This window comes from Mucilaginibacter sp. UYP27 (assembly GCF_040547175.1).
GTDB lineage: Bacteria > Bacteroidota > Bacteroidia > Sphingobacteriales > Sphingobacteriaceae > Mucilaginibacter.
Window position 1 is genome coordinate 49,574 of the sequence record NZ_JBEPPE010000011.1, and the last position, 23,976, is coordinate 73,549.

Sequence of the window (23,976 nt, forward strand, 5' to 3'; positions counted from 1 at the left end):
AGTATCGTCAGGGATATCCTATTGTGCACCTGCATATATATTAGTTTGCAATGTAGACTGAGACAGAGGTGTAGTTGATGCATCCGTCCACAACCCGGTAACAACGACCCTGCCTTGGTTGGTAATTTCATAATTTACTTGCTAAAAGCTTTGGTTATATATAAGTGACCGAATTAATTCGTTTTAAACTGTTTTGATTTGCAGTCATTCAAAATCAAAAAAATTATGAGCTATTCGGTTACCTAAAAATACAGACTTCAAAATAGGTAATCGAGGAATTTATTTTTCTTGGTATGAACAGGTATTTATGACCAAAAAAAAGCGCCTAAATCATTGATTTAAGCGCCTTCGATGGGTTTTGCTACCCATTAGCGAATGGACGGGACTCGAACCAAGTTTAGTACACTCCTCATTTTCAATTATTTATAATCTTCAAGCCGTGGTAATTCCCGAATTTTCCACAATTGATTTGATACAGTTTGATTCCTAATGACTTAGGTAAATTTAGTAATTTATATAGATTGCTGCAAGTTATGCTGATAAACCAATTCTTGCATTTACTATTCTGCATCTGTTTATAAAATCTAAAGTCATAATCGATGATGTCGGCACTACACTACGCTACGCTACGTTTTCGCGCCAGGTTAGGAATGCCTCTTTATCTCCAAAATTTGTTGTTGTAATTCTCTTATTTCTCTAATCAAAATAGGGATGTCCTGTTTAGCATTGGCAATAAAATCGTAGTCTGAGTTCGTTGCACCTAATAACTCTATATCTTCACCACGCCCTTCACCTTCACCGGTCATAATAAAGTCAGATCCACTTTCATGATCTCTACCTTCGATATAAGCCTTCCAAGGGCCTTTTTGAGCTCTTAAACATCGTTGTTCAACTTGATCCAATTCTTCTTTTGACATCATAATATATAAATTTATTGAAATAGGCGTTTAGTTGATAATCCTTTTATAGGTATACGGCGGGTTTTCGATCATTCTGGTCATGAGATTTTCAAAAATGCCCTCTTTCATTGTATGCCTGTTAAAGCGGTAGGTATATTCATCGAGATAGGATTGGAGGTGTTTGACTGAATGATGGACACCTCTTAACCATGCTTTAAACATCATAATGCACCGGTGTTGTTCAGCAAAGTTTTTACCTTTCTTTTCTGACTTTTCACGCACAATATCCGGAAACTCTTTTTCTAAGCCCTTATAGCGCTCCCACTGATCGGTACGCACATTGGCTTCCGCCTTGAGATGATCTTTCATAAAGCCCCTCAAGTTATCCTTGCTGGCTGTTTCAATTACGCGTGCATACATTCTGGATACACCCTTCCCCTGTTTTTCAATAGATACCACTACAATTTTCTTTCGGCCTTCGTTTCGGCCTATGACCTGATCGTCCTGTCCGCCCACATAAGTCTCGTCGACATCTACCTTGCCATTCATAGGAAAGTTACCGCTACTTTTCATCGCCCTCATTACCTTTTGTTTAAACAACCAGCAAGTTTTCTGTCTTAAAGCTAGCTTCCTGCTCAGTTCAGTACTGCTGATGCCATTTTTTGTTAGTGGAAACAGAATATACAATATAGAATGCCTTTAAAACTGAAAACTTACAGCCCTGAAACAATGTCCCCGATTTAGCGGATTCTATATACCTGCACCGGGTGCATTGCCGGTCTTCGCTACAATTACTTTTACAGTAATGATCGTGACCGCACTTGTTACAATTATAACCGTCAGACCACTTCAACTCAGCTAAATATTTTATACAGCTATCCTCATCGAGATATCTCGCCTGAAATTCAAATAATGACAAACTCTTAAATCGTTGCTACATAAAGCTATTTTACTAATTTTATCAGTATCAAACAACCGCCCATTTCAATAAATTTATTTTAATGCTTATTGGGGTTTTTAAAAACCGGGTTTAAAAGTCTGCTAGCAATTTCAGGTGGCAGATTAGTTAAAGTAGCATGAAACTTGCTCGCGCCTGTAGTTTGAATTACATCACCACCTGCTGCGCGAACTTCACCAACAGTTGTTACCCCAATTTTACCATGTGGAATGTTTTTAGATAATTCTTTAATAGAACAAGTTCCACATTCTACGGAAACACCTGTAACACCACTGGGATGTGTTTCTGTACTAATCTTTGAAAGACTTTCAGGAGTATTCATTCCTCCACGTACTACAAATGATTCGTCAGGAAGCCCAATATTACCTTCCCCGCCTTTCGCGGGTAATGAAGTTAATATCACGAATGGTGCGGCTGCATAGTCAAAGGCATTGGCTTTTGTTCCATCAATATTTTCACCGGTTATAAGTGTATTAAGAGCTCCCAATGCTGGTGTTACAAAACCTGCCAATACTTGAGTCACAGGGTCAACTTCTCTTATTCCTGGCGATACTTTACTACCATAATATTCTTTAAAATCTTTTGCCGCAGCGTCTGAAAGTGGCCTTTGAAGCTGGCCATCCCTTGCTATTGTATAGGTGCCGTCAGCCCTTGGGTAAGCTGGTTCTAAACCATCACGATCAATAGCATTAGGAACTTCGTTACCTGCAAATTGATATGATGCATACCAAGGATATTGGGTAGCCAACGGATCTACTGTAGTAAACCTTGCAATCACCGGATCATAGAACCTTGCCCCATAATCGTATTGGCTTAATTCTTCCTGTAGCTCCTTTTTATTGTAAAGGTACTTATTTCCGGCGTTTATTTGTCTGTGTACATTTAAACCAAAAGGATAATAATCGTCCTCGCCTACTTTGCCGCCCGTTTGGTCGAACGTCACCCGGTTGTTGCCTAAATGATCCGTCAGCGTGTATTCATAGTTATAAGTCGCCCCACTTTTTATAGCGCGGCCTTCTTCGGTTTGGATGAAATCAATATTGGCCCCGGTATATTGAAGGCCACTAATGTATTCGGTTATGGTAGCTTGGCTCCCTTTCCTGAGTTTATTGCCCGCTGCATCGTAAACGTAGCTTAATGATTTGCTTGTTATATTTTGCGGCAGGTTCATCATATTATAAGTAATGGCATTGCCCTGCCCGTCGCTGGTCGCGTTCCCGTTTGAATCGTAAACGTAACTGCGGAAGGCTGCGCCTCCTTTGGTTACCCTGGTTAACTGGTTCCCGCTATAGATGTAACCTAGAACGGCTGCGTTAGGCGCTGTCCGTGTCAGCGAATTGATGTTCCCCATCAGGTCATAGGTAATGCCCGTTTCGCTGAAACCGCTGCTACCGGTTCCGTCTGTAAGCCGGTTCAATTTGTCATAAGCGTAATTTACCGTCTGGATGCCGGTTGCCATTGAGTTATATACCTTATAAGTCTGTTCGGCTATATTACCGTTAAATTGTGGTGTGGCACCATATTGTACGGTATTGTAGTTTAATTGCTCGGCAAATAATCGGGTAGCCGTAGCAGCTACGGCAGGGTCATTGATTTTTGATAACCAGCCCCGTTCGTTATATGCGTAGTCAATATCCTGCTTAAAAGTAGCCCCCTGGTCTGTACTGTGCAGATGTTTGTCTTTCAACTGGCCTATTTCGTTGTAGTTGTTCCTGGATAACAATATTTCAGGGTTGCTGTCTATCGTTTCTTTGGTATTGGTTTTACGCCCCATATGGTCGTATTCGTAGCTGTTGGCAATGGTTACAGCTAATGTTGCGGTTGTCCCTGTTGTGGGTTTTGTATAATGTTTACGGTTGGTAGCAATTACCTGGTCAGTAAAGTTATAGGTGCTTGTGATCTCGTCATAATTATATGGGCTTACCACGCCGCCCAAATAATGCTGTTTAAAGGTTTTTACATTCCTGCCCAGATCATCATAATACATTACTGTCCAAAGCATATAGTATGTGCCAAGTACGTTGGTAAGGGTACCTGTTGGCGTGCCTTGGGTCATATTGCTGCCTGTAAAGGGATAAGGATTTGTACCCGAAAACCTATAGTCATCATAATAGTTGACAGATAAAAAGGTGGATATTAATCCAGGCCAGCTTTCGGCTGTATACCCATAGCTACCCGATGCGCCTGTTGGGTTTTCCCATTGCATAGTTTGATTATTGACCAGGGTTTGGATGGCTGACCGGTAATCGGTACCGGCGGTACTTGACGGGTGTGTGTAAATACCCGTTATCGCTATCCGTCCCATGACATCATATTTATTAATGGTGAACTCCTGCGGGGCTTTGCCCCTTTGTATAGCATCCTGCGTACCTACTACCTGGTCCAGCATATTATACACCATATACTCCCAGCCCTTGCCCGGCAGCTTTTTTTGGGTAAGCCTGTTCCGCTCGTCATACCTGTACTGGTAGCAAAGTGCATCTAGCGTAGTTTGCGTAGGCAGCGCATTGTCGGCATTGCTTTTGGGGGGCAGCACGTAGGCCAGGTTGCCAAGGTCGTCATACACATAGTAGGTAGATAGTACTTCTATGGTAGATGAGCCGGATGGCAGGTTAAACGTGCGTTTAAGCACTACACGCCCTTCTTTGTCCTTGTACTCCTCCGTTGTACCGGCTTTGCCGTTTGTGCTTGTCCAGTTCTCATCTTTACTCACTGTTACATATAGTTCCCCGGCGTTGTATGCATTTGTTGTTCCGTTACCTAGGGCAAGCGTACGTTTCTGGTCCGTAGCGCTGATCGCGCTGATCGTATACAGCGCCGCATAATAGCTGGTTGAGGGGGTGGATAATGCGGTGGTGTTATTAGTAGTATAATTTATCTTTACGGTGTGGCCGCTGCTTACCCCGCTTGGGTTAACCGTTCCGGTTAACTGCCAGGCATCACCGGCGGCACCTTGCTCCAACACCCTGTTTAACGGGGACGCCTCAAAACCGGTTTGGGCATAAGGTGTAAGGATATGGGCTATTCCTCCTGCCAACTGTGTTGTGGTATAGGCTGTACCTAAAGGGTGGTAAAAGTTGAGCTGGTCAGAAACAGCTGTCGCTTTATAACTGCCGCCATTACCCGAAGAGGCATATGGCAGGTATTTTACCGCTTCCCTGCCAAACTGGTCATAAACTACCGGCAGTACAATGTCCTTTCCTAATGGCGAGCCTTGTACCTGAACCGTTTGTAACGGGCGGCCCAGCCCGTCAAAATATTGTACCGTCCGCATCATGTCGCAGGTGGATAATCCTGTAGCTAATGGATTGATCCCCGGTTGCCTCGGCACAGAGGTCATGATATAGTTTTGGTTTGCGCTTGCAGTGGTAACCAGCGGCTGACAATCGGCATTGGCAATGTATGCGCGGAAGCTTTGTCCGGCCCCTGCCGTAAAACTAAATCCCGGGCTTAGCACTATTCCCGTATAACTGAAATAGTCCCCCGCAGCAGGTGTTGTCGTCATCGGTGACGTTACCTGCGTTTGGGCGCGTAGGCTAATTGTGGCAAATATTAAAAACAAAGCTACAAACAGCCTTATTATGCGAATGTTATAAATATACATGTGTAAGGTTTGTGGTTATAGTTTTATTGGCCTTGGTAATGGTAATCTGTGTGCTTGATAATATTTCTGTCTTTATCCTTAATATTTATCAAACGTTGAAAACCGTCATACTCAAAATACATCGTAAGTCCTTTGGAGTCCGTCATGCTTGTCATACCTACTAATGGATCGTATGTATAAGTTGTCATTTGGGCATCCACCGGGCAAAAACGCACATCATCAACCTGTCCACCGGGGATACCTATTGTACAAGTTCCGCCTGTTACACTTACTGGTGAAGATGTTTGTAAAACCCAGCTATTGCCACTTTTCATCCAATAACTCAGGATATAGCTCCTTGATGATAAATTACTTAAAATAACGTTATATCCTCCTGTATGACTTAAATGCCCAGTCCTACAATCGTTATTGGCGCTGTTTCCCCCGCTCTCTTCAAAACCGTCATAGTAAAAGTCCTTATTACCTGAGATGATAGGTACCAAGCTTGAATAAGACCCAGATAAGTTAACGGGAACGATCAGGTTCTGAGCGTCAAAAATACTCGCTGACAGCGTGTAGTTTCCGGGAGCTAAGCCGGTCAAAACCCTGCTTGACGAATAATTTCCACAAGTAGCTGTACCAGCAGCCAGACAGAGCGAAAAAGAACCCGAGTTATAATTGTTTGGTCCTGTAAGACTTATAGAAACTTCCGCACGAACAGTACCGTTTCCTTCGTCACCACCAAAATCGATTGATAAGCTGGCAGTACCATTGGCCCCTACGGTAAACTGTTGGCTACTGACGGCCCTGCTTGTGGCCGGGAATTGAATGGAAAAGCTGTTTCCTACAGAGTTCGTTGTTGTTTTTAAGGTGTTCGCCGCATTTTTGATTTGTACAATGGGATATTGTTGCTGATATCCCCATTGATAGCTGGTTATCGGCCCTGCAGTTTTTCCCGTACTAACCACATTACCTTCCTCATCATAGCCGAGGTAATTATAGACTCTTTGCACCGGATTGTTGCTTTTTTGTAAGTCTATCGTTGCCGGCGCAATGATGTTATTTCCCCAATCGGAATAATTCGTTTTTTGGAAGGATAGCAGGTTGCTTATTGTGTTTTTATAATTAAAAACCTGGATCGTTGGCGAAAGTATGTTATTTGCTATCATTACATCATATGGAGGTATTCCACGAAAATCTAGCGGATATTTATATTGGGTTATATACTTTGTACCGTCACTGTTAGTTTCATCTTTTTGTGTAGGGAACAGATGGTCAGGACTATTATAAGCCAGGTTGGTTACCTTATCTGTGGTTGGGTTTCCGTTATCATCATAATCGATTTCTTCTGTGCTGGTTACTTTTTTTACGCCGGCTTCTTCATAAACATCGAAATAGCTAAAATCATAATAGCGCGGAGCGGGAGCTGTGCCGGCTGGATAACCAAAGGGAGGTGGGTAATGGGAGAATGCAACACCATCCTGATATCCAACATCGGGAACCTGTCTTTGACTATGTAGCGTCTGTATATAACAATTTAAACCGGTATTTATCGTGCTAACCTGTTTGGGGTCATAAAGATTGGTGATGCTTTTGTTGATCACATAGTTCCCGCTGACGAATTTATAATACGCGGTATTCAAAAGATTTCCCCTGGCCCAGGACTTATCCGAATAAGCCGAGTTGCCATATTTGCCAGTTTCAGGAACAGAATAAGACCGGTCGCTTTCGGTATCATAAGTATACACCGTTTTTTGCTTCTGATTCAAGCCGTCGTCCATTAATTCTGTAACCTGCCCGTAAATTACAGGGCTTCCGTGATGAGAGCCCGATGGAACGACCGGCTCTGAAAAATAAACGGCTTTAGCAGGACATTCGTAAGAGCCCCAATTTTCTGCCAACCCGTTATCAAACTTTTGAAGAAATGAAAAATAGATAGGTTCGCCATTTGGCGTTATAGATATTGCATTGCCGTATTGATATTGTTTGACTACAGCCGGAGCCATACTATTTGCTGTTGAAGTTATCGTTTTCACCCTTAGGCCTCCCGTTAAAGATAAGCCCAGACGGTTGGCCGCAAATTCAAATACCGTTTTTCCACCGGTTGGGAAATCAATCTCTTCAAGGCTCTCAGCTTTCATATAAGTTTCATCACTGTTACGGTTAGCCGGACTTCCGCCCTCCGCCGGTATATCAGGCATGAGGTGCCTATTTTCCAAATGACCATTATAATAGCCCCAATAATCCTGCGCAAATGCAGGGCTGCTTAAAGCTGGCCCTGAAGGATGATTCGGATCAATCATCGCCGGCAGTATCATTTGATTGTAATGGAAATGATAACTATTGATATATTGATTATTTTTATCGAATCTTTTAATTTCATCCAGGCGTAACCTTGTAGCAAATTGGGGGTTTGCTGCATTCACATCCCCAAAATAGGTATGTGCTAATTGATAGCTATTTAATGGAACCTCCGCACCGGCGTTATTGATGGTGTTGATTGTTACAGCGCTCAATCTGTTATTCATGAAATCCTTGCGTCCGCCTTCATAAGTAAATGTAACTGACCCGTTCTTAAATTTTATCCGCTTTATCAGTACCGAGTTGTCTAAGGTAACAATATTACGATGCCATTCCATCCTAAGTTGACTTAAAGGATCGCCTACAATTGGGTTATTATTGTTAAAGGTTTGGGATTCGGTAAAGTAGGCATTGCCAGGAAAAATATTGTATTCAAAATCAATCTCATCCTTGCCATCACTGGATATTATTTTGCTAACATACCAGGAGCTTGGACAAGAGCTTCTGGCCGTATGAACAAGCTCTTTATCATTAAATATGTAATGCGTTCCGTCTTCGCCGATAATCTCAAAAGTGTTTTGAGTCGCGCCAGTCCACTTAATGACATTATTGTTAAAGGATCGCTGGCGAAGGGTTTTTGTGATGTCGTATACAAATTGTCCCGATAACCCATTTCCTACGTTATAAAAATAATCATCTGACCTACCATCACCACTATTACTCCCAAACGCAATAGCAGCAACATACTGATAAACATTCATATAATCTCCTCCGGGAGGTAGTGTATAGTTATCTATATAAGATGCCGAATAATGATCATATTGCAAAAAACCGCTTTCATCTTCAATGCCATTGATTACACGGGATACCGCACCTCCGGCATTCAATGACCAACCCAACCCGCTACTGCTCGCTAACTCATTGATTTTAACTCCGCTAGCATGGTAAGACAAACTAATGGGCAAGGATAGTTTACCTGATTTTATTTCGTAAATAGGTATATCCACTTTGGGAACGCCGGTACTATAATCAACCGGATAGATACCATATTTCATAAAAGCCTGCGCTTCCGGAGATGGGGGAATAGGATTTTGATCAAAAGTAGGATTGCCTTGTGAATAACCCTCATAGTGCACGAGTAGTAATATAATTATACAGAACAATAAATATTTATTATTCTTTTTTAAGACCGTTATTTTTTTCATGATTCTAAATTTCTTCTTTTACTAGATTGTAAAATTCATTTTGTCTAATTTTTTTTAAACCCTGGTTAATTATTTTGAATTTTCTTTTTTGATCAGCAAATCAAGCTTCACCTGAACCTCATCAAAACGACTTGTTTGGAGGGTTGACTTTTTTTCTAGTTCCTTTTTCGCTTTATCCTTTTCTATTAAATAGAGCGTCAATTCTTCCACTTTCTTTGTAAGTAGTTTATTTATCTCACCCAAGTCCAGGCCGTCCATTTTAACTTGGACCGCCGATGGCATATCCGGTAAATGACCGTTCTCATCTATTAATTTTTAACCTCCGTAAGCGATGGTAATTTATACGGTTTTGAACACATATTCCGGCCAGGCCGAATTCAATTTTACTATCATAGTGGTGGCAATCGCGCTACCATTTACCGCGAACTTGCATCCATTAGGATCGATGGTGCCAATACTGACATTGCCATTGCCTGAGATCCTTAAATATTCGGTGCTTGTATTACGAATTACATACCCCGGGTTGCCACTTGATCCAACCAGTGCAATCCCTGTTAATGCGTTGGTATTATCAGCAAACATATTGCTGCGATAGTTATTCGTACCATCGTTAACACCCACCCCAATCATAGCAGCGCCACTTGTTTGCAGATTGACTATCTGAGCAGAAGATGCTGTTCCTGCTCCATTTTAAAAAGTTACAGTTGAACCTGGTCCGACATGTAATGCGCTACTTGGATTTGTATTTCCGATGCCAACATTACCGGCAAAATAGCCCTGACCATCCGCACGAATGCTGAAGTTCACCAAGCCATTTATTAAACCATCGTAGTAATAGTTGCCCGACCCTGCCGGATTATCAGTTATGGCCCGGAAGATACCTGAATTGGGGAAATAATATCCGGAACCAATCTGGTGACCCGTAAAAAATGTTTGCGCGGCTGAGGATTGGGCTACTATTTTTGAATTTGCATTCAATATATCATAAGCATCAACGGTAACTGTTTTTGTTTGACCGGCAACTCTGTTTAAAATAACGAGTGAGAAGATGAAAGTAAATACATGGATTTTTTTCATTTGATTAGCGTAGCAAGTTTTTTATTTTGTTTTTTTAATTTTGTAATCTCAGAGTCCATCCTGATAACATATAGGGTAAGTTCTTCGATTTTTTGCAATAACACGGTTTGGTTATCTCCAAGGTCCAATCCTGCCGTTTGCATTTGCGCTGCTGTTGCTATTCCAGGCAAATGATGCTCCTTTTTAACATAGCTTTTTATAGTTGCAAGTGTGGGCAACCGGTATTCGGGCGCAAACACGAAATCAGCGCCGCTGGTATTGACTACTACCTGATTAGCCCTTATCCCCCCAACTACATCCAGCTTGTAGGACGTATTTGACTGAGAGGTTTTACCGATAAGGACATTTCCCAGAAAAAAACTTGAGTAACCTACTGCGCCGCCCAAAGCGATGTTTGGATTTACCGTATTCCACTGGGAAAGATAAAAGGTGTCATTGGTCAGCGATATGCGGTCTGCACTTCCACTTGACCACCACATCATACTGGCATCATGACGTGTGCCCTTGTCACTTCCGATCACAACGTCGGCCGCATAGGGGTTGGCTGAGTTGATGGTATTATTACCAGTGGTCATCACCTGCACCTGAGTTTGCCCATAGACAGCGTAAAAAACGGGCAATAATAAAACTGTCAAAAATATCTTTTTCATTTCGTTTTTTAATTTATTAGAGAAATAAGAGTCATTTTATTGAAATAATACCGACTGAATTATCGCAGCTCCATACGGCACAACACATTTCCTGGAAAGCGTAAACTCACGCTATGTGTAGTATTCTTATACGTACTAAGACTGAAACAATATTGATGTTCTCTGGCAGCCTCAAAAGACCACAATCGACTTAGCAAGGCAATTATGTTAATGATATTACTGGAGAGAGGGGTTCGGATGTTTTTTATGAAAAAAGCATCTAGAGAATGAGATATTATACATATGAACTTTTAGATAAGTGAAATAGGTAATTATTTATTTAACAAATATATATATACATATTGCCATAAAGCGATCGATATACAAACATAATATCAGTTTAATATTTAATTAACATAGTCGACAAAATTCAGTTTGCTACTTTTCAAGGCTCTTAGTTAAATTTGAGAATCAATCAACGATGATTAATGAGTAAAGAATCGGTTTTCAGGATTTCCGGCGTAGACATCGTCTTTTTGCATTGTTTGAGATTGCGTTCCAACTATTCCAGTGCTTTCGGATCATCTTTAAGCTCGCCGAACGCTTCTTCCATTGTTTTATCTTTAGCCATCAGATCATCCAAAACGTTCAGTATGCGGTGATTTATAACTACTAGTTAAATAATAGAAATAATGCTTTTTTAAATTAAACAGCTTTTTCCTTACTGAAAAAAAATCAAAGTTCAACCACGTTAATTTAGCCTGGATTAGGATAATATTGGTCGAAAAAATATCCTCAGAATCAAACTTTTTCCTGAAAATTTTGCTTTTATTTTGATTTGAATTGTACTGATTTAATCCTTATATTTGAGTAACAAACGTTCTGAAACAACAGCAAATTGATACAAAGAATTCGGTATACTTCGCGGTATACGTTTTAAATTCGATTACTTAAAATATTGATAATAAGTGCTTTATTGCATTGGTTCGAATCCCAGCGGGATCACAGATTCCAGAATAAAATCCGTTTAAAAGCTTGCAAATCAAATGATTGCAGGCTTTTTTGTTTTTAAACTACCCCCTAATATGCACCGTTTCTCATAAAAGATGAGCGTAATCCGGTGAGTAATTTAAAGATTCATACTACGATACCTGGCCTTGCTTTAAACCAGGAAACTCAATGCGTACAGCTGTAACGCATGGAAATTTAGCAATTTGATCTTGGGTAATGATAAGAAATTGTGGCTTACAACCAATTAAAACCGCGACCAAAAGAATATAACTTAGCTTCTTAAACATTATTCCTTAAACCTTATCCAAGCAAACAGCAATTTACAACATTCAATTGATATCTGTAGTTTACTATCATTAAACACCTTAAAGAATGCTAATCGTTTTTTTTGATAAATTCACCAGTATCTTGCATCTTTTGTACAAGGATCTTCATTTAATATAAGGACAATTTGATCTTCCAGTTAGGATAACATTTCTTTATACCATAACAATCAATATGGAACCAACATGATATTTAAACGCCAATTGCCATTAACACAAGGTAAGTTACGAAAATAACATACATTATATATTTAGACAAATTTATAAGGCTAATGACCGGTTTAGCCTTTGCTATAATACTCATGTCTGTCGTTTGGTCAAGAAGCTGTTTAAGCTCTTTTATATTTGTTCCTCCTGACCAATTAGCTGAAACCATTGCCATCCCTTTTAATTCCTTCAATTTTTTTGAAGTCATGTAAAGAGCAAATACATAAAAAAGAGCAAAAAGTATAGTAAACGCCAAGTAAATTTTCATTACAAGGGGGGGGCTAATTGGAGCTTTTACAGCTAGGATTTTCTTTAATTAGTTTAACATTGTATCTTAATTTAATTGTTTGAAATGACTTTGATTGCTGATCAAAAGCCGCTTCCTGTAGATAAAAGGCTTTTTCATTACATAATAAATTAACAGATTTATAGATGGCAAACTCAAAATTAAGCTGATAATTCGATTTAAATAGATCAAATGTGTATGGTTTGAACGGGATCGATTTTGAATACTTGTTTAAGCTTTTAACATTGTAATCTTCCGAAACATTATCAATTTCCTTACTGTGGCTGAATAAAGTGTCATAAGGAAGTTCAATATCTATCTTTGTTAATGGTGGGAATTTAATAAAATTATAAACCACTTGGTTTTGACTTACAATCGCATTATCGTTGATTACATTGTCGGAATATTTTACGTAAAGTCGTGGCACTAAGGGTAGAAAAGAAATTTTGTAAATCTTATGCTTACGATCAATCCGATGAATGTATTTGGAACTAATAAATTGATGCTGCAAATAACTACTAAAGAGGTACAAAGTATCGACAGTAGGATTGTAAAAGGAAATTTTAAGGTTACTTTCTTTTTTCCTGATTTTAGCATAAAATCCTTTATCAGGATTGTTCTTTACAAGAATTTTAGACGATGCCACTCTACAATGACAATAATCAGGACCCTCATTTTGAGCGAATGCCTCGAATGTTATAAACAAACAGCAAGTAATTATATAGAATATAAGGCTTTTCATTATTGATTTGTTTTCTTTTCTAATGGACTTCCCTGCCCATTAATAACGGTGCGATTATGGGTTTCATCATAATTTCGTTTAGGCAATGGACTTGGTGTATATGTACCATCAGGGTTTTGTGTTTTGTTCAAAGCCCTTGCCGCATTATCAAAGTTTATTACACCACCTTGTGCCTTTCCTGCATTGATAACATGGCCTATGCCGTGTAATGTAGCGTTCGCTGGATTAACAACTACTCCTGCGTTAGCTTTAAAATTGGGGGGATCTGTAAGATTAGGTGGTGTACCTGAAGCTCTGGTTTTATAATAATTATCTGTTACTTCATAAACCGTCATTGGAAAAGTCCCTTTCGGATCAATTACAATATAATTTTGGGTGAGATTGGCGTTTTCTTTTGCAAGTAGCGTACCCTCACCGCCCGACTTTGTAGGATCAATAGTTAGGTTAGCTCCATTTTTATCTTTGAAGGAAAAGCTACTTTCATAAGCAACATTAGTTTGGGTGGTTTCGCTCATAACTCCGTTTAACTGGCCAAATAATGATGCCTCACCTTTTGAGAACGATTTTTGATCTCCATTATAAACTAAGTTACCTGATTTATTAAAAGAAAAGTCCTTTGCGTTTTTTCCAAAGACGCTGGCCAATGCTTTATTAAATTGTTCCCTATATTTTTCAGCAACATTGATACTGTCTCCATTCATGTCAATAAAGAAGATTGGATTATTTGCTCCGTAGCTGTATGATGAGTTGGAATAATATTTCTCCAGGTATCTATCTTGGACTAAAAAACGTGCAATTTTTGGATCATAAAAACGAGATCCAAAATCGTATTGGCCTAATTCTTCCTGAAGCTCTTTCTTATTGTAGAGGTAAGTGTTTTTGGAACCAAATGTATAGCGGTTATAGTTTAGGCCAAAAGGAAAATAATCATCTTTTTGTATAACTCTGGCCACATGGCTGCTATCATCAAAATCCACTCTACTATTACCAAGATGATCCTCTAACGAATACTCGTAGGAATAAGCACCTGATGTTTGATTCCTACGGGCTTTGCCCTCTGCCGTTAATATATAGTTAACAGCTCCATTATGATATTGTATTCCCTTAATGTAATCATCGGTACCTATAGTAGCATTGATACTAACCCTTCTTAATTTGTTTCCTGCAGCGTCGTAGGTGTAAGTAATCGATTTACTGCCGCTTATTGTTTGCGGCAGGTTTAATGTATTGTAGGCAATATTTACATTATTAAGCGCGTCAAATTTGGCGTTCCCATTTCCATCATATTGATAAGTACCTGTAACCGGGGTGCCGGTCAATGTACTTAACTGGTTCCCATCATAGCCATAAACCAAATTGGAAGTAGTTGATGTTCTTGGGTCTAAACGGGTTAATGACTGTATATTTCCTACTTTATCATACCCAATATTTTGTTCTGTAAAACCTTCACTGGAAATGCCTGTTAGCAAACGGTTTACTTTGTCGTAACTATAGGAATACCCTTTATTTAAGTTACTTCCTGTACCCCAGTACTGATTTGCAATGTTGCCATTAAATTGTGGTGCTGTTCCATCATTATATTTAAGCTGCATTACAAATAACCCTGAACTATCTTTAGTCATCCAACCTCTTTCATTATACTGGTATGCAATATTTTGAAGAAAACTTGTCCCACTATTTACGCTATGCAAATGTTTGATTTTTAGCTGCCCAATTTCATTGAAATCATTTTTTACCATTAATACCTGAGCATTATTATTGATTTGTTGCCATTGTTGGATTTTTCTTCCAACATGATCGTAAACCAAGCTATCAGCAATAGCTAAAACGGGGTTCATGGCCGAATAATGATTTCTATGAGTTGCTACAATGTTATTTGTGAAATTATAATTTGTATTTGTTTCATCATAATTTGCCACATTCAGGCTACCCCCTAAGTAATGTTGTTCGATTGTTTTTGTTAACCTGCCGTTATCATCATAATATTGAACTGTCCAAAGCATGTCATTGGAATTTAAAACATTGGTAAGACTTGCCGTGAGTAAGCTTCTTGTCATTTGACTATATGCTGCATGTTTATCATAAGTAGCGGGAAGATTTGGAATAACGTAATCATCATAATAATCAACAGTGTGGTATTTGATGATATTTGAAGTTGGGAAGGACGATGATGTATAGTAATCATTACCACTATTAGAATTATCCCTTCTCTCCCATTGCACTCCTTGGCCATCAACTTGTGCCTGGAGGGTTAGTCGGTTGATTCTCGTACCTCCATTATTCCATAAACCGGTTATTACCGGACATGATAAAGCATCATATTTAGTAAATGCCCAGGTATTATTTAATCTTTGTATAGAATCTTGGGTTGCAACCACCTGATCGATTTTATTGTAAACCAAATATTCAACACCTTTCCCAGGTAATTTCTTTTCAACAATTCTTTGTCTTCCATCGAAACGATATTGGTAACATAACTTATCTAAGACAGTTTGTGTTAAACCTCCATTATCAGGCAAGGAATTGGGAGCCAATACATAACTTGTATTGTTTAGATCATCAAATACAAAATAGGTTGATAAGGCCTCGCCACCCGTATTATAAATTCGTTTGAGTATTGTACGTCCCTGTTTGTCTCGATATTCTTCTGTAGTCCCTGCTTTACCGTCACTTAAAACCCAATTCTCATCTTTTGATACAGTAACATAGAGTTGATTTATACCGTAGGCACCCCGATCTAAAAGAGAGGGCTTTCCATTGAGATCGAGAGCTACGCTATATTGTTTAGCCCAATAGCCAGTTCCGTTAGTAAGTGATGAGGCATCATTAGAAGCGTAGTTAATTTTATTTGTATGACCTGGGCTATTAGCACCAGGCTTAGCCGCTAATTGCCAGTTTTCCCCCATAGCACCTTGTTCAACAATTCTATTCAAGGGTGATGGTTCAAAACCTGTTTCGGCAAATGGAAATGGTGTTTTAACCACGCCTGGTGCATTCCAGGTACTAATATTCCCCGGGTTGGCGTAGAATGAATTTTGATTCGCAATAGCGTTACCTTTAAAACTTCCATCACTTGAAGCAGTTGGTAAAATAACGTATGGATTATATTTAACCGCTTCGCGACCAAATTGATCATACGCCGTAGGCTGAACAATGTCTCTTAATGTTGGACTTCCCTTTACCTGTACTGCCTGGATAGGCCTGCCTAATCCATCAAAATACTGTACAGTGGCCATAACTTGACAACTGGTGTTATTGGGGTCAGCAGGATTAGTTATACCTGCAACCCGAGGGGTATAGGTGACGATATAATTTTGATTATTACTTAACGCAGTAGCCAATGGCGTACATCCGGCAGTTATAGTCGCAGAAAAAGTTTGTCCGGGAGCAGTTGAGAATCCGGGGCTTAAGGTAATGCTTGTAGGCGCGGTATAAGCCCCCGAGGTATTCGGAGAACTTAATACCAACTGGCAATATGCATGGAAATGAAATCCGGCAATGGCAAAAAGAAAAGCAATTAAGGTTTTCGAATGCGCCAAAGTATTTATTTTCATAGGTTTAAGGTTAAGGAAATAATTAAGCGTAAGATAAGTGGTTTTCTTTAATACCTATTCTGTTATTATTTAATTATTGATATGTTATTTTATCGACATCTTTGTATAAACATTAAACGGCCTACAGCAGGGCAAAGATGATTTTTACAGTTACGCTTCAGTTGTTGACCACCTTATGGGCTGCTGAAGGGTAAAAACACTAACTCCCGGCCCCGCATCCATTCGCAAATTGTCCTTTATTACTGACACTGGAGCCCGAATTGATTTCCGCGGTGTAAGTGTTGTTTACGACTGTAGGCGTACCATAATTGCTGCGCATAATTGTACTGATAGTTTTTCAGGATGTTCTTATTTTGATCCCTAATATTTAATAATCGCTGAAAGGCATCATATTCATAATAGGTCGTATAACCTTTCGGGACGATAGCGCTGGTCATCCCAATTAACGGATCATAAGTGTATGTAGTCAACTGCGCATTTGCGGGATAAATACGGACATCATCGTAGCCGCCACCGCCGGTAGATTCACGTAGAAGGAACGTTATTCCTTTTCATCTGGCGGGGTTAGCTGTCTTTTTTTTTAAGCTCCAATGCCTTTACACGAACCACAAGTTTCCTTACCGCCGCACGTTCAGCCTTTAACGCTTTATCAGCTGCTATCATATACAACGTCAGTTCCTCAATCTTCTGAAGCAGCAACTTATTCATCTCCCCTACGTTAAGTCCATTATTGATCATTTCCTTTTCCGACGGAATTTCAGGTAAATGGTGGTACTTGTCAACAAATTGTTCAATCTCCTTGAGATCTGTCAGTTTGTAATCTTTCTTAAAAACATGATCTGCCCAGTTGTTTAAATCAACATTGACCTGTTTTGCATGAAGGTTACCGTTCACAGCAAGCCGGTACCCGTTGGGATTAAGGGTACCAATACCTACGTTACCATTAGTGATGCCGATCGGATATACGCCCTGGTATGACGGGTTTGAAGGTAACACACCACCCCAGTTAGGAGGGAATGCTCCGGTACCTGAAAAGCTAGCAATTATCTCGTTCCCTGCATTCCTGTTCGCTACATTACACAAAAGATATACTATGGTCATATCTGAACTAAACGCCAGTCTAAAACTAGACATCACAATTGAATTATTAAAAGAAACGTCACTTAGTACTGATAAAGAACTGGCAGCGTCGTACTGCGTAGCATTTACCAATAAGTTAACCGTCTGAATCCGGTTAGGGGCTTCAAACGAAACGGTGTATGTACCTTTAATCCGGCTGCCGCTAGCAATAACAACCGCACCGTCAGTACTTACCGGAAAAGACTTTATTTCACTGACGATCCTGCCATTCAAGGCCAGAGAACCGTTAACATCCAATTTTCCCACAGGATTTGCGGTCCCAATGCCCACAGTATTCGTTGTTGAAGTCGTAGAGCCGGACGTTGTCCACTGGGCATTGGCTATGAATGATAAACAAACAATTAGGATGGAAAGTATTATTTTCATGTGAGGTTGATTAGGTGGTTTTATATTTATTAAATGCTTGGGCTCCTGGCATACAGACTAAACTTAGAAAGCATAATGCAGAGCACTGTTTTAGCAGTTCAATATTAAGAAAAAATGTTGAGTATGTTTGATTTATTGGCTGGACTTTCACAGATAAACATTACTTTAGTGCTGCATGAAAAATGTCAGCCAACGCCTTATATTCACAATGTTTTGTTTTTCTTTTTTAGGGCTCAGTTCCTGTAAAGATTTCATTGAGCCGTCTTTAAATAAGCGTGTTATCCGGCCACGCTCGCCAGCTTCGAACTATCAAAGTCCTAAATACACGCTTAACTTTTGGTGGGACGAAGTGGAGGATGCTGGTTTTTATCAATTACAGGTGGTGACCCCCGACTTTGACGCGCCGGGCAGTTTGATCCTCGATACGGTTATTGCAAAAAATTCATTTTCTATCAACCTTGATCCTGGAGATTACCAATGGCGGGTCCGAGGATTAAACGGCAGTTCGCAAACGGAATTCAGTGCGCCGATTACCTTTGGCGTTTTGCAGTCGTCCATTAAACAACAGGCCGTACAGCTGGTTTCGCCGGCCAATAACACGGTTACCAACATCTCTGCTGCAACCTTTATATGGGGCAGCCTTTTTGGGGCAACAAAATATCATTTTCAGTTAGACACCAATAATTTTGTAAATGAAGGTGCCATTCTTTACGACGTTAGTTTACCAGGGCAACAGATCGTTTATACTTTTTCAAAAGACCAAACTTTTCAATGGCGGGTCCGTGCAGAAAACGATACTGCACAAGCCAGGTGGTCCCAGGTCAACCAGGTTGTTTACGATCATACGCCACCTGAAACGGTGACTCTGTCGGCACCCCTTAGCGGAAGTACAGTAAGCAGACCGGTAACAATGCAGTGGACGGCTGTGAAGGGTGCGGTTAAATATAAAGTTTATGCACTGAAATCTGACTCCGCATCCAACTACGATGAGAACTTCCCGCTCACGTTAACCAATACTTTAAGTTACAGCTTTAAGTCAGGAACAGCTAATGAAAAAGTATACTGGCAGGTCGCCGCAATCGACGCCGCAGGGAACGAGGGCCTGAAAAGCTTAGTCAGGCACTTCATTATCCAGCAGTGATGAGTAAGAAAGCCATTATCAATATTGTCTTGGGAATTGCCGTAGTCGGCATATGGGCAAATAGTATAAAAGGAATCATCAGCGGACTAAATGAAGATGAGCCGAATCTTCCACAAGTCAAGGTGACGGGCAAAAATCCACCATTCAATGATTATGCGGTAATGAAGGACACCGCACATCTTGCGTTAAATTACCGGGATCCATTTCATGTTGGGTCGTTGAAACCATTAAAGGACACCTCCAGAAAACCTGTAAGATCATTAATGCCTGAGACAAGGAATTTACTTAAGGTGACCGAGGATCTGAGCAATATTAAATATTCGGGATTTATCAACAACCCTTCATCGAAAAAAACGATTTCGGTGTTGAGCATCAATGGCAAAAGCACCATGGTGGCAGACGGTGAGCGTGCAGAAGGCATCAAAATGGTACGCAACATGGGGGATTCCGTTAAAATTATTTACAAAAACAAGGTCCATTTTATCAAGCGGAGCTAGTCATCAAATGAGAAGAACTTTAATTTTAGCTTTTATGTTCAGCTACACTTTAGCAGCGGCACAGCATATTCCTGATTACGGGATTAACCGGGTGCGCCTGAATGAGGAAGATCGAACGCTGCTGTTTGAAACGATCCCTTTCGGCAGTTTACCTAATGCGGTACCGGGCAGGATCTACTTTTGGTACAGCGCTGGAAAAATCCTGCATACGCAGGGTGGCTACAGCGGAAAATTGCTGAATGGTTTGTACAGGTCCTATTATTCGAACAAAAATTTGATGGAAGAAGGGGCATTCAGCAAAGGCCTGCAAGATGGGAATTGGAAAAAATGGAATTTATCCGGCTTGCTGACCGAGGTTACTATCTGGCAGAAGGGGATCCAAAACGGACCATTTCAAACTTTTGACAGCACTGGTCTAATCTTAACTTCAGGCAGCTATTCTAAAGGCTTATTGGACGGGCAATTTAAACGTCATGTCACCGGGGATTCCGTCGTAACCAGTTATTATAAAAATGGGATAATCACGCAACCAGTGTCTTTGTGGAAAAAACTTAACGTGTTCCGCAGGAAGAAAAAGGCTGATTCAAAAGCGCTATGATCCCCGGGTTATTTTTTCAAAAAAAGATGGCGGCGTCAGCGTTATATATTGTGGTAATCATGGCACTGGTGATTGCTATTTTTTGTGTGACTATGATCACGGCAGCCTATTTTTTCCGTATGCAGGCACAGATAAAAACCAGGAGCCAGCGTTTGGAAAACAATCTGAATTCCGGTATTAATCTTTTGCTTAACGGGGGGGACAGCGTTTACACCGTACGAAGAATGGACCTTTTTGGACTTGGCAACGATTCTGTCCTGCTGGAGAAAAAGACCTGGGGCGTTTTTACCGTTGGCATAGCTAAAGCCATCATCCAGAAAGACACGCTTTATAAAGTCTTGATGATTGCCAACAAGCTGGATTCTACTAAATGGTCGTCGGTTCACCTGGCAGATGAGGACCGCCCGCTTTCTGTGAGCGGTCAAACTGAAATTAACGGCAATGCTTTTTTGCCTAAATCCGGTATCCGGGCAGCCTTTGTAGATAATAGGGCCTATACGGGTGACCGTAAGTTTGTCAAAGGCCATATTTACAACAGCGGAAAGAAGTTACCGGCACTAAAGATCATCCTACTTGACCACTTGCATACACAATTGGAAGCAGAGGCCGGGACTCTTAATGTATTTGTTAAAAAGAATATCTTTAGGTCATATCTACAAAAAACGCTGGTCATCAACCTAGGCAAAAAAGCTTTTACATTGTCCAACCTCAATCTTACGGGCAACGTCCGTGTACACTCGGATACTACCTTGGTCATTGACAGCTCTTTTCACTGTAAAAACATCATAATTGATGCTCCGGCGATGATCTTTCGCCCTGGCTTTTCAGGGAACGGGCAATTTTTTGCAAGGGACTCGATTTCGACAGGCATGAACTGCCACTTTTTGTACCCATCCGTTTTGGGCCTCGTTCGGTTTCAGCAATCCAAGGAAAACAGTCATGCGTTGATCCGGATTGGCTCCGGTTCTGAAATGAACGGATTGGTGTTTGTTTTTGAGCAGCAGGATAGCGAACTTAAGCCGATGATTGCCCTTAATAAACATGTTTTGTTGCGCGGGGAGGTTTACTCTCCGGGAAATTTGCTGTTACAGGACAGTGTCCAAGTAAAAGGCAGTCTTAGCACTAAAAGATTTCTTTATCAAAGTGCGTATAGCACTTATGAAAATTACCTGATTAACCTGAGTGTCCGTTCCACGGATTTATCGAAAGATTACTTAACCAGCCCGGTGCTACCAGCAAGCGGACCAGAACAAAAAGTATTGCAATGGCTGGAAAACAATTAAATTTGAACACTAAACTGATGGCCTCGAGCATCTTGGAGACCGTAGTGGCCATGGTGATTATAGTGGTGGTCTTTAGTACGGCCATGGTCATATTGGCCAATGTGCTAAAAAGTTCCGTGTCGGTTACCCAAATTCGTGCAGCAGCTTTATTGAAAGAGCAGATGGAAAAGACAGTAGCCTCCACAACGCGTGATGATTTAACTTTCAATTCAGGGGATATAGAGGTCAGACAGGCAATTCTTCCCTTAGCCGGTCATACCGGTTTAGTTCAGGTAAACCTGATTGCGGTTGACCATAAAGGAAGAAACCTGGCAGAATTACATCAGATTATCAAGGATCATGCGGAGTAACGTTAAATTCGCCGCGTTTACCATCTTGGAGATGGTGATCACTATGATGGTATCAGCCCTGCTTATCGGTCTTGCTTTTACCGCTTATGTGATCGTGTACCGATCTTACCTGGCTTTCGAAAAAAAAAACGGAGAGACAAGCATTATCATGCAACTGGGCAGAACGCTGCAACGGGACTTTGCGCGCAGTCGCCGTGTTTGCACAAGACCCGACGGCTTGGTGATATACGGGCAGGATTCTATCGTCTATGAATTCCAGGATAACTACATGCTACGCAGAAGCGCCCGTTTGGACACTTTCCATGTGGAAATCCGGAATTTGCAAATGACGTTCGAGAATAAACTTTTGACGACCTCTTCCGCGGACAGCTTGGTTGACCGGCTTTCTTTTCAATTGTTACTCCGTAAAGACACCATACCATTTAGTTATCGTAAATTTTACAGTTCGGAAGAACTTTTTAATAATTAATATGCCATCAATAGACCTCAGCAGATACGAGAAAAAGAAGCCGGCCAGATCAAATGAGCAGGACATGGGCAACCGGATCAGTGCTTTTTTCAATAGGGAAATCACATTGGGAGGAAATGGTCTGCCGGACCAGAAAAAAGAATTTCTTTACCTGGAGCTTGGTTCGTTATTGATGGCAGGCATCGACTTTAGCAGCGCGATTGAACTGGTCACCGCGGATCAACGTAAGGAAAAGGATAAGTTGTTATTTGAGACGGTCCGGAGCGCTGTACTAGAGGGTGCGGCATTTTCGGATGCTTTAAATAAGACCGGAAAATTTTCGCTTTACGAAATTTACAGTTTACAGATCGGCGAGGAAACAGGCAAATTAACCGAGGTACTTCTTGATCTGGCGGCTTTTTTTAAGAACAAAATCAAACAGCGGCGTACAATCATTTCTTCCCTAACTTACCCGGTCATCGTATTAAGTGCATCGATGGGGTTGCTGCTGTTTATGATCCATTTTGTGGTGCCGATGTTCGGAGATATTTTTAAACGCTTCGGCGGGGAACTGCCTTGGATCACCCAAAGGATTATTGCATTTTCTGAAGCTGTTCAAACCGGCTTCTTACCTTTCCTGATAATTCTGGCTATCCTACTCACCATGTATTATAGAGTTAAAAACACCCTGACTTTTCGTAAATTATCTTCAAGAATGCTGCTAAAACTGCCGCTGGTGGGCAATCTGGTTCAAAAGGTTTACCTCGCACGCTTTGCGAATTCGATGCGGCTGCTGATCAATGCAAAACTACCCCTGTTACGCGCGATAGCACTTTGCCGGCAGATGATCGGATATTACCCTATCCAGGTTTCGTTAGAGCAGGTAGAAGAAAGCGTTTTACAGGGCGCATCCCTTCATGAAAGCCTAAAAGGTTTTCGGATCTATCCGCCTAAAATGATTCAGTTAATCAAAGTCGGCGAAGAAACCAATAAACTTGACCACTTTTTTGGCTGGGTAGCCGACCAGTATATCACGGAAGTAGAGTACAAAACCTCCACGTTAAGTAACGCCATGCAACCTTTGATTATCATTTTTCTTGGGGCGATCGTTGCGGTAATCCTGATCGCTTTGTATTTACCGTTGTTCCAGATGAGCAATAATTTGCAGTAGATGAAAAGGTTGTACAGCAAATAAAAATTGAAAAAATCCTTATGTAATCAAATTGGTAGTGCGTCGGTTTCATGTTTAGACTGTGCATCCATTTGCGATAATGACAACTAACCCTTGTTTTTCAGCTCCTTAAATTTGGCAGGGTATCCGCCCAAGCCAGGATATAAGAGTGTGCTTTATCGGTAAACGTTGCTCGCTAACGGTCTT

Annotated in this window: 18 protein-coding genes and 1 pseudogene; 7 read left to right on the forward strand and 12 right to left on the reverse strand. The window is 40.7% G+C overall.

The window, feature by feature from the left end:
* Window positions 1-644: 644 nt before the first annotated feature.
* The 12 genes and pseudogenes from ABIB39_RS20670 to ABIB39_RS20725 form a co-directional block, all read right to left on the reverse strand.
* Window positions 645-920 (reverse strand): hypothetical protein, encoded by a 276-nt coding sequence (locus ABIB39_RS20670; protein ID WP_354432082.1) that lies wholly within the window; start codon window positions 918-920, stop codon window positions 645-647.
* Between the two features lie 27 nt (window positions 921-947).
* Window positions 948-1,818: pseudogene (locus ABIB39_RS20675) on the reverse strand (IS1595 family transposase).
* A gap of 79 nt (window positions 1,819-1,897) precedes the next feature.
* Window positions 1,898-5,461 (reverse strand): DUF6443 domain-containing protein, encoded by a 3,564-nt coding sequence (locus tag ABIB39_RS20680; RefSeq protein WP_354432083.1) that lies wholly within the window; start codon window positions 5,459-5,461, stop codon window positions 1,898-1,900.
* 23 nt (window positions 5,462-5,484) lie between these two features.
* Window positions 5,485-8,946 carry a hypothetical protein gene (locus tag ABIB39_RS20685; RefSeq protein ID WP_354432084.1) on the reverse strand — a complete coding sequence of 1,154 codons (3,462 nt, stop codon included), beginning with the start codon at window positions 8,944-8,946 and terminating at the stop codon, window positions 5,485-5,487.
* A 69-nt stretch (window positions 8,947-9,015) separates the two neighbouring features.
* Entirely contained in the window at window positions 9,016-9,228 is a 213-nt protein-coding gene (locus ABIB39_RS20690; RefSeq protein ID WP_354432085.1) for a hypothetical protein, read from the reverse strand.
* Window positions 9,229-9,285: 57 nt separating this feature from the next.
* A complete protein-coding gene (locus ABIB39_RS20695; protein ID WP_354432086.1) occupies window positions 9,286-9,528 on the reverse strand; it encodes a hypothetical protein in 243 nt (80 codons plus the stop codon).
* A gap of 108 nt (window positions 9,529-9,636) precedes the next feature.
* Window positions 9,637-10,023 (reverse strand): hypothetical protein, encoded by a 387-nt coding sequence (locus ABIB39_RS20700; RefSeq protein WP_354432087.1) that lies wholly within the window; start codon window positions 10,021-10,023, stop codon window positions 9,637-9,639.
* On the reverse strand, window positions 10,020-10,673 hold the full coding sequence (locus tag ABIB39_RS20705) for a hypothetical protein (protein ID WP_354432088.1): 654 nt from the start codon (window positions 10,671-10,673) through the stop codon (window positions 10,020-10,022). The genes ABIB39_RS20700 and ABIB39_RS20705 overlap by 4 nt, the downstream gene beginning before the upstream one ends.
* 1,506 nt (window positions 10,674-12,179) lie before the next feature.
* Window positions 12,180-12,461, reverse strand: coding sequence for a hypothetical protein (locus tag ABIB39_RS20710; protein ID WP_354432089.1), 282 nt, complete (start codon window positions 12,459-12,461; stop codon window positions 12,180-12,182).
* A 13-nt stretch (window positions 12,462-12,474) separates the two neighbouring features.
* The gene (locus ABIB39_RS20715; protein ID WP_354432090.1) at window positions 12,475-13,221 is read right to left on the reverse strand and encodes a hypothetical protein; all 747 of its coding nucleotides are present in this window, start codon (window positions 13,219-13,221) and stop codon (window positions 12,475-12,477) included.
* Complete coding sequence (locus ABIB39_RS20720; RefSeq protein ID WP_354432091.1) at window positions 13,221-16,775, reverse strand: DUF6443 domain-containing protein; 3,555 nt, start codon at window positions 16,773-16,775, stop codon at window positions 13,221-13,223. The genes ABIB39_RS20715 and ABIB39_RS20720 overlap by 1 nt, the downstream gene beginning before the upstream one ends.
* A 564-nt stretch (window positions 16,776-17,339) precedes the next feature.
* Window positions 17,340-18,281 (reverse strand): hypothetical protein, encoded by a 942-nt coding sequence (locus ABIB39_RS20725; protein WP_354432092.1) that lies wholly within the window; start codon window positions 18,279-18,281, stop codon window positions 17,340-17,342.
* Window positions 18,282-18,456: 175 nt separating this feature from the next.
* Between ABIB39_RS20725 and ABIB39_RS20730 the strand changes: the two genes are divergently transcribed.
* From ABIB39_RS20730 to ABIB39_RS20760, 7 genes are read left to right on the forward strand one after another with little or no spacing between them, the layout of a single operon-like run.
* Window positions 18,457-19,422 carry a phage tail protein gene (locus ABIB39_RS20730; protein WP_354432093.1) on the forward strand — a complete coding sequence of 322 codons (966 nt, stop codon included), beginning with the start codon at window positions 18,457-18,459 and terminating at the stop codon, window positions 19,420-19,422.
* The gene (locus tag ABIB39_RS20735) at window positions 19,422-19,919 is read left to right on the forward strand and encodes a hypothetical protein (RefSeq protein WP_354432094.1); all 498 of its coding nucleotides are present in this window, start codon (window positions 19,422-19,424) and stop codon (window positions 19,917-19,919) included. Before ABIB39_RS20730 ends, ABIB39_RS20735 begins: the two co-directional genes overlap by 1 nt.
* A 7-nt stretch (window positions 19,920-19,926) precedes the next feature.
* Complete coding sequence (locus ABIB39_RS20740; protein WP_354432095.1) at window positions 19,927-20,517, forward strand: toxin-antitoxin system YwqK family antitoxin; 591 nt, start codon at window positions 19,927-19,929, stop codon at window positions 20,515-20,517.
* On the forward strand, window positions 20,514-21,800 hold the full coding sequence (locus ABIB39_RS20745; protein ID WP_354432096.1) for a hypothetical protein: 1,287 nt from the start codon (window positions 20,514-20,516) through the stop codon (window positions 21,798-21,800). Before ABIB39_RS20740 ends, ABIB39_RS20745 begins: the two co-directional genes overlap by 4 nt.
* Window positions 21,782-22,150, forward strand: a complete 369-nt coding sequence (locus ABIB39_RS20750; protein ID WP_354432097.1) for a hypothetical protein — start codon at window positions 21,782-21,784, stop codon at window positions 22,148-22,150. Before ABIB39_RS20745 ends, ABIB39_RS20750 begins: the two co-directional genes overlap by 19 nt.
* Window positions 22,140-22,619, forward strand: coding sequence for a PulJ/GspJ family protein (locus ABIB39_RS20755; RefSeq protein ID WP_354432098.1), 480 nt, complete (start codon window positions 22,140-22,142; stop codon window positions 22,617-22,619). The genes ABIB39_RS20750 and ABIB39_RS20755 overlap by 11 nt, the downstream gene beginning before the upstream one ends.
* Before the next feature lies 1 nt (window position 22,620).
* Complete coding sequence (locus tag ABIB39_RS20760) at window positions 22,621-23,769, forward strand: type II secretion system F family protein (RefSeq protein WP_354432099.1); 1,149 nt, start codon at window positions 22,621-22,623, stop codon at window positions 23,767-23,769.
* Window positions 23,770-23,976: the final 207 nt, after the last annotated feature.

What these genes read in the sequence shown, in the direction of transcription:
- ABIB39_RS20710 (WP_354432089.1), bottom strand. Translation starts at nt 12,461, where the DNA reads ATGAAAATTTACTTGGCGTTTACTATACTTTTTGCTCTTTTTTATGTA.
- ABIB39_RS20715 (WP_354432090.1), bottom strand. Translation starts at nt 13,221, where the DNA reads ATGAAAAGCCTTATATTCTATATAATTACTTGCTGTTTGTTTATAACA.
- ABIB39_RS20730 (WP_354432093.1), top strand. Translation starts at nt 18,457, where the DNA reads ATGAAAAATGTCAGCCAACGCCTTATATTCACAATGTTTTGTTTTTCT.
- ABIB39_RS20700 (WP_354432087.1), bottom strand. Translation starts at nt 10,023, where the DNA reads ATGAAAAAAATCCATGTATTTACTTTCATCTTCTCACTCGTTATTTTA.
- ABIB39_RS20755 (WP_354432098.1), top strand. Translation starts at nt 22,140, where the DNA reads ATGCGGAGTAACGTTAAATTCGCCGCGTTTACCATCTTGGAGATGGTG.
- ABIB39_RS20705 (WP_354432088.1), bottom strand. Translation starts at nt 10,673, where the DNA reads ATGAAAAAGATATTTTTGACAGTTTTATTATTGCCCGTTTTTTACGCT.
- ABIB39_RS20685 (WP_354432084.1), bottom strand. Translation starts at nt 8,946, where the DNA reads ATGAAAAAAATAACGGTCTTAAAAAAGAATAATAAATATTTATTGTTC.
- ABIB39_RS20750 (WP_354432097.1), top strand. Translation starts at nt 21,782, where the DNA reads ATGGCTGGAAAACAATTAAATTTGAACACTAAACTGATGGCCTCGAGC.
- ABIB39_RS20745 (WP_354432096.1), top strand. Translation starts at nt 20,514, where the DNA reads ATGATCCCCGGGTTATTTTTTCAAAAAAAGATGGCGGCGTCAGCGTTA.
- ABIB39_RS20740 (WP_354432095.1), top strand. Translation starts at nt 19,927, where the DNA reads ATGAGAAGAACTTTAATTTTAGCTTTTATGTTCAGCTACACTTTAGCA.
- ABIB39_RS20720 (WP_354432091.1), bottom strand. Translation starts at nt 16,775, where the DNA reads ATGAAAATAAATACTTTGGCGCATTCGAAAACCTTAATTGCTTTTCTT.
- ABIB39_RS20725 (WP_354432092.1), bottom strand. Translation starts at nt 18,281, where the DNA reads ATGAAAATAATACTTTCCATCCTAATTGTTTGTTTATCATTCATAGCC.
- ABIB39_RS20680 (WP_354432083.1), bottom strand. Translation starts at nt 5,461, where the DNA reads ATGTATATTTATAACATTCGCATAATAAGGCTGTTTGTAGCTTTGTTT.
- ABIB39_RS20690 (WP_354432085.1), bottom strand. Translation starts at nt 9,228, where the DNA reads ATGCCATCGGCGGTCCAAGTTAAAATGGACGGCCTGGACTTGGGTGAG.
- ABIB39_RS20735 (WP_354432094.1), top strand. Translation starts at nt 19,422, where the DNA reads ATGAGTAAGAAAGCCATTATCAATATTGTCTTGGGAATTGCCGTAGTC.
- ABIB39_RS20760 (WP_354432099.1), top strand. Translation starts at nt 22,621, where the DNA reads ATGCCATCAATAGACCTCAGCAGATACGAGAAAAAGAAGCCGGCCAGA.
- ABIB39_RS20695 (WP_354432086.1), bottom strand. Translation starts at nt 9,528, where the DNA reads ATGTTTGCTGATAATACCAACGCATTAACAGGGATTGCACTGGTTGGA.
- ABIB39_RS20670 (WP_354432082.1), bottom strand. Translation starts at nt 920, where the DNA reads ATGATGTCAAAAGAAGAATTGGATCAAGTTGAACAACGATGTTTAAGA.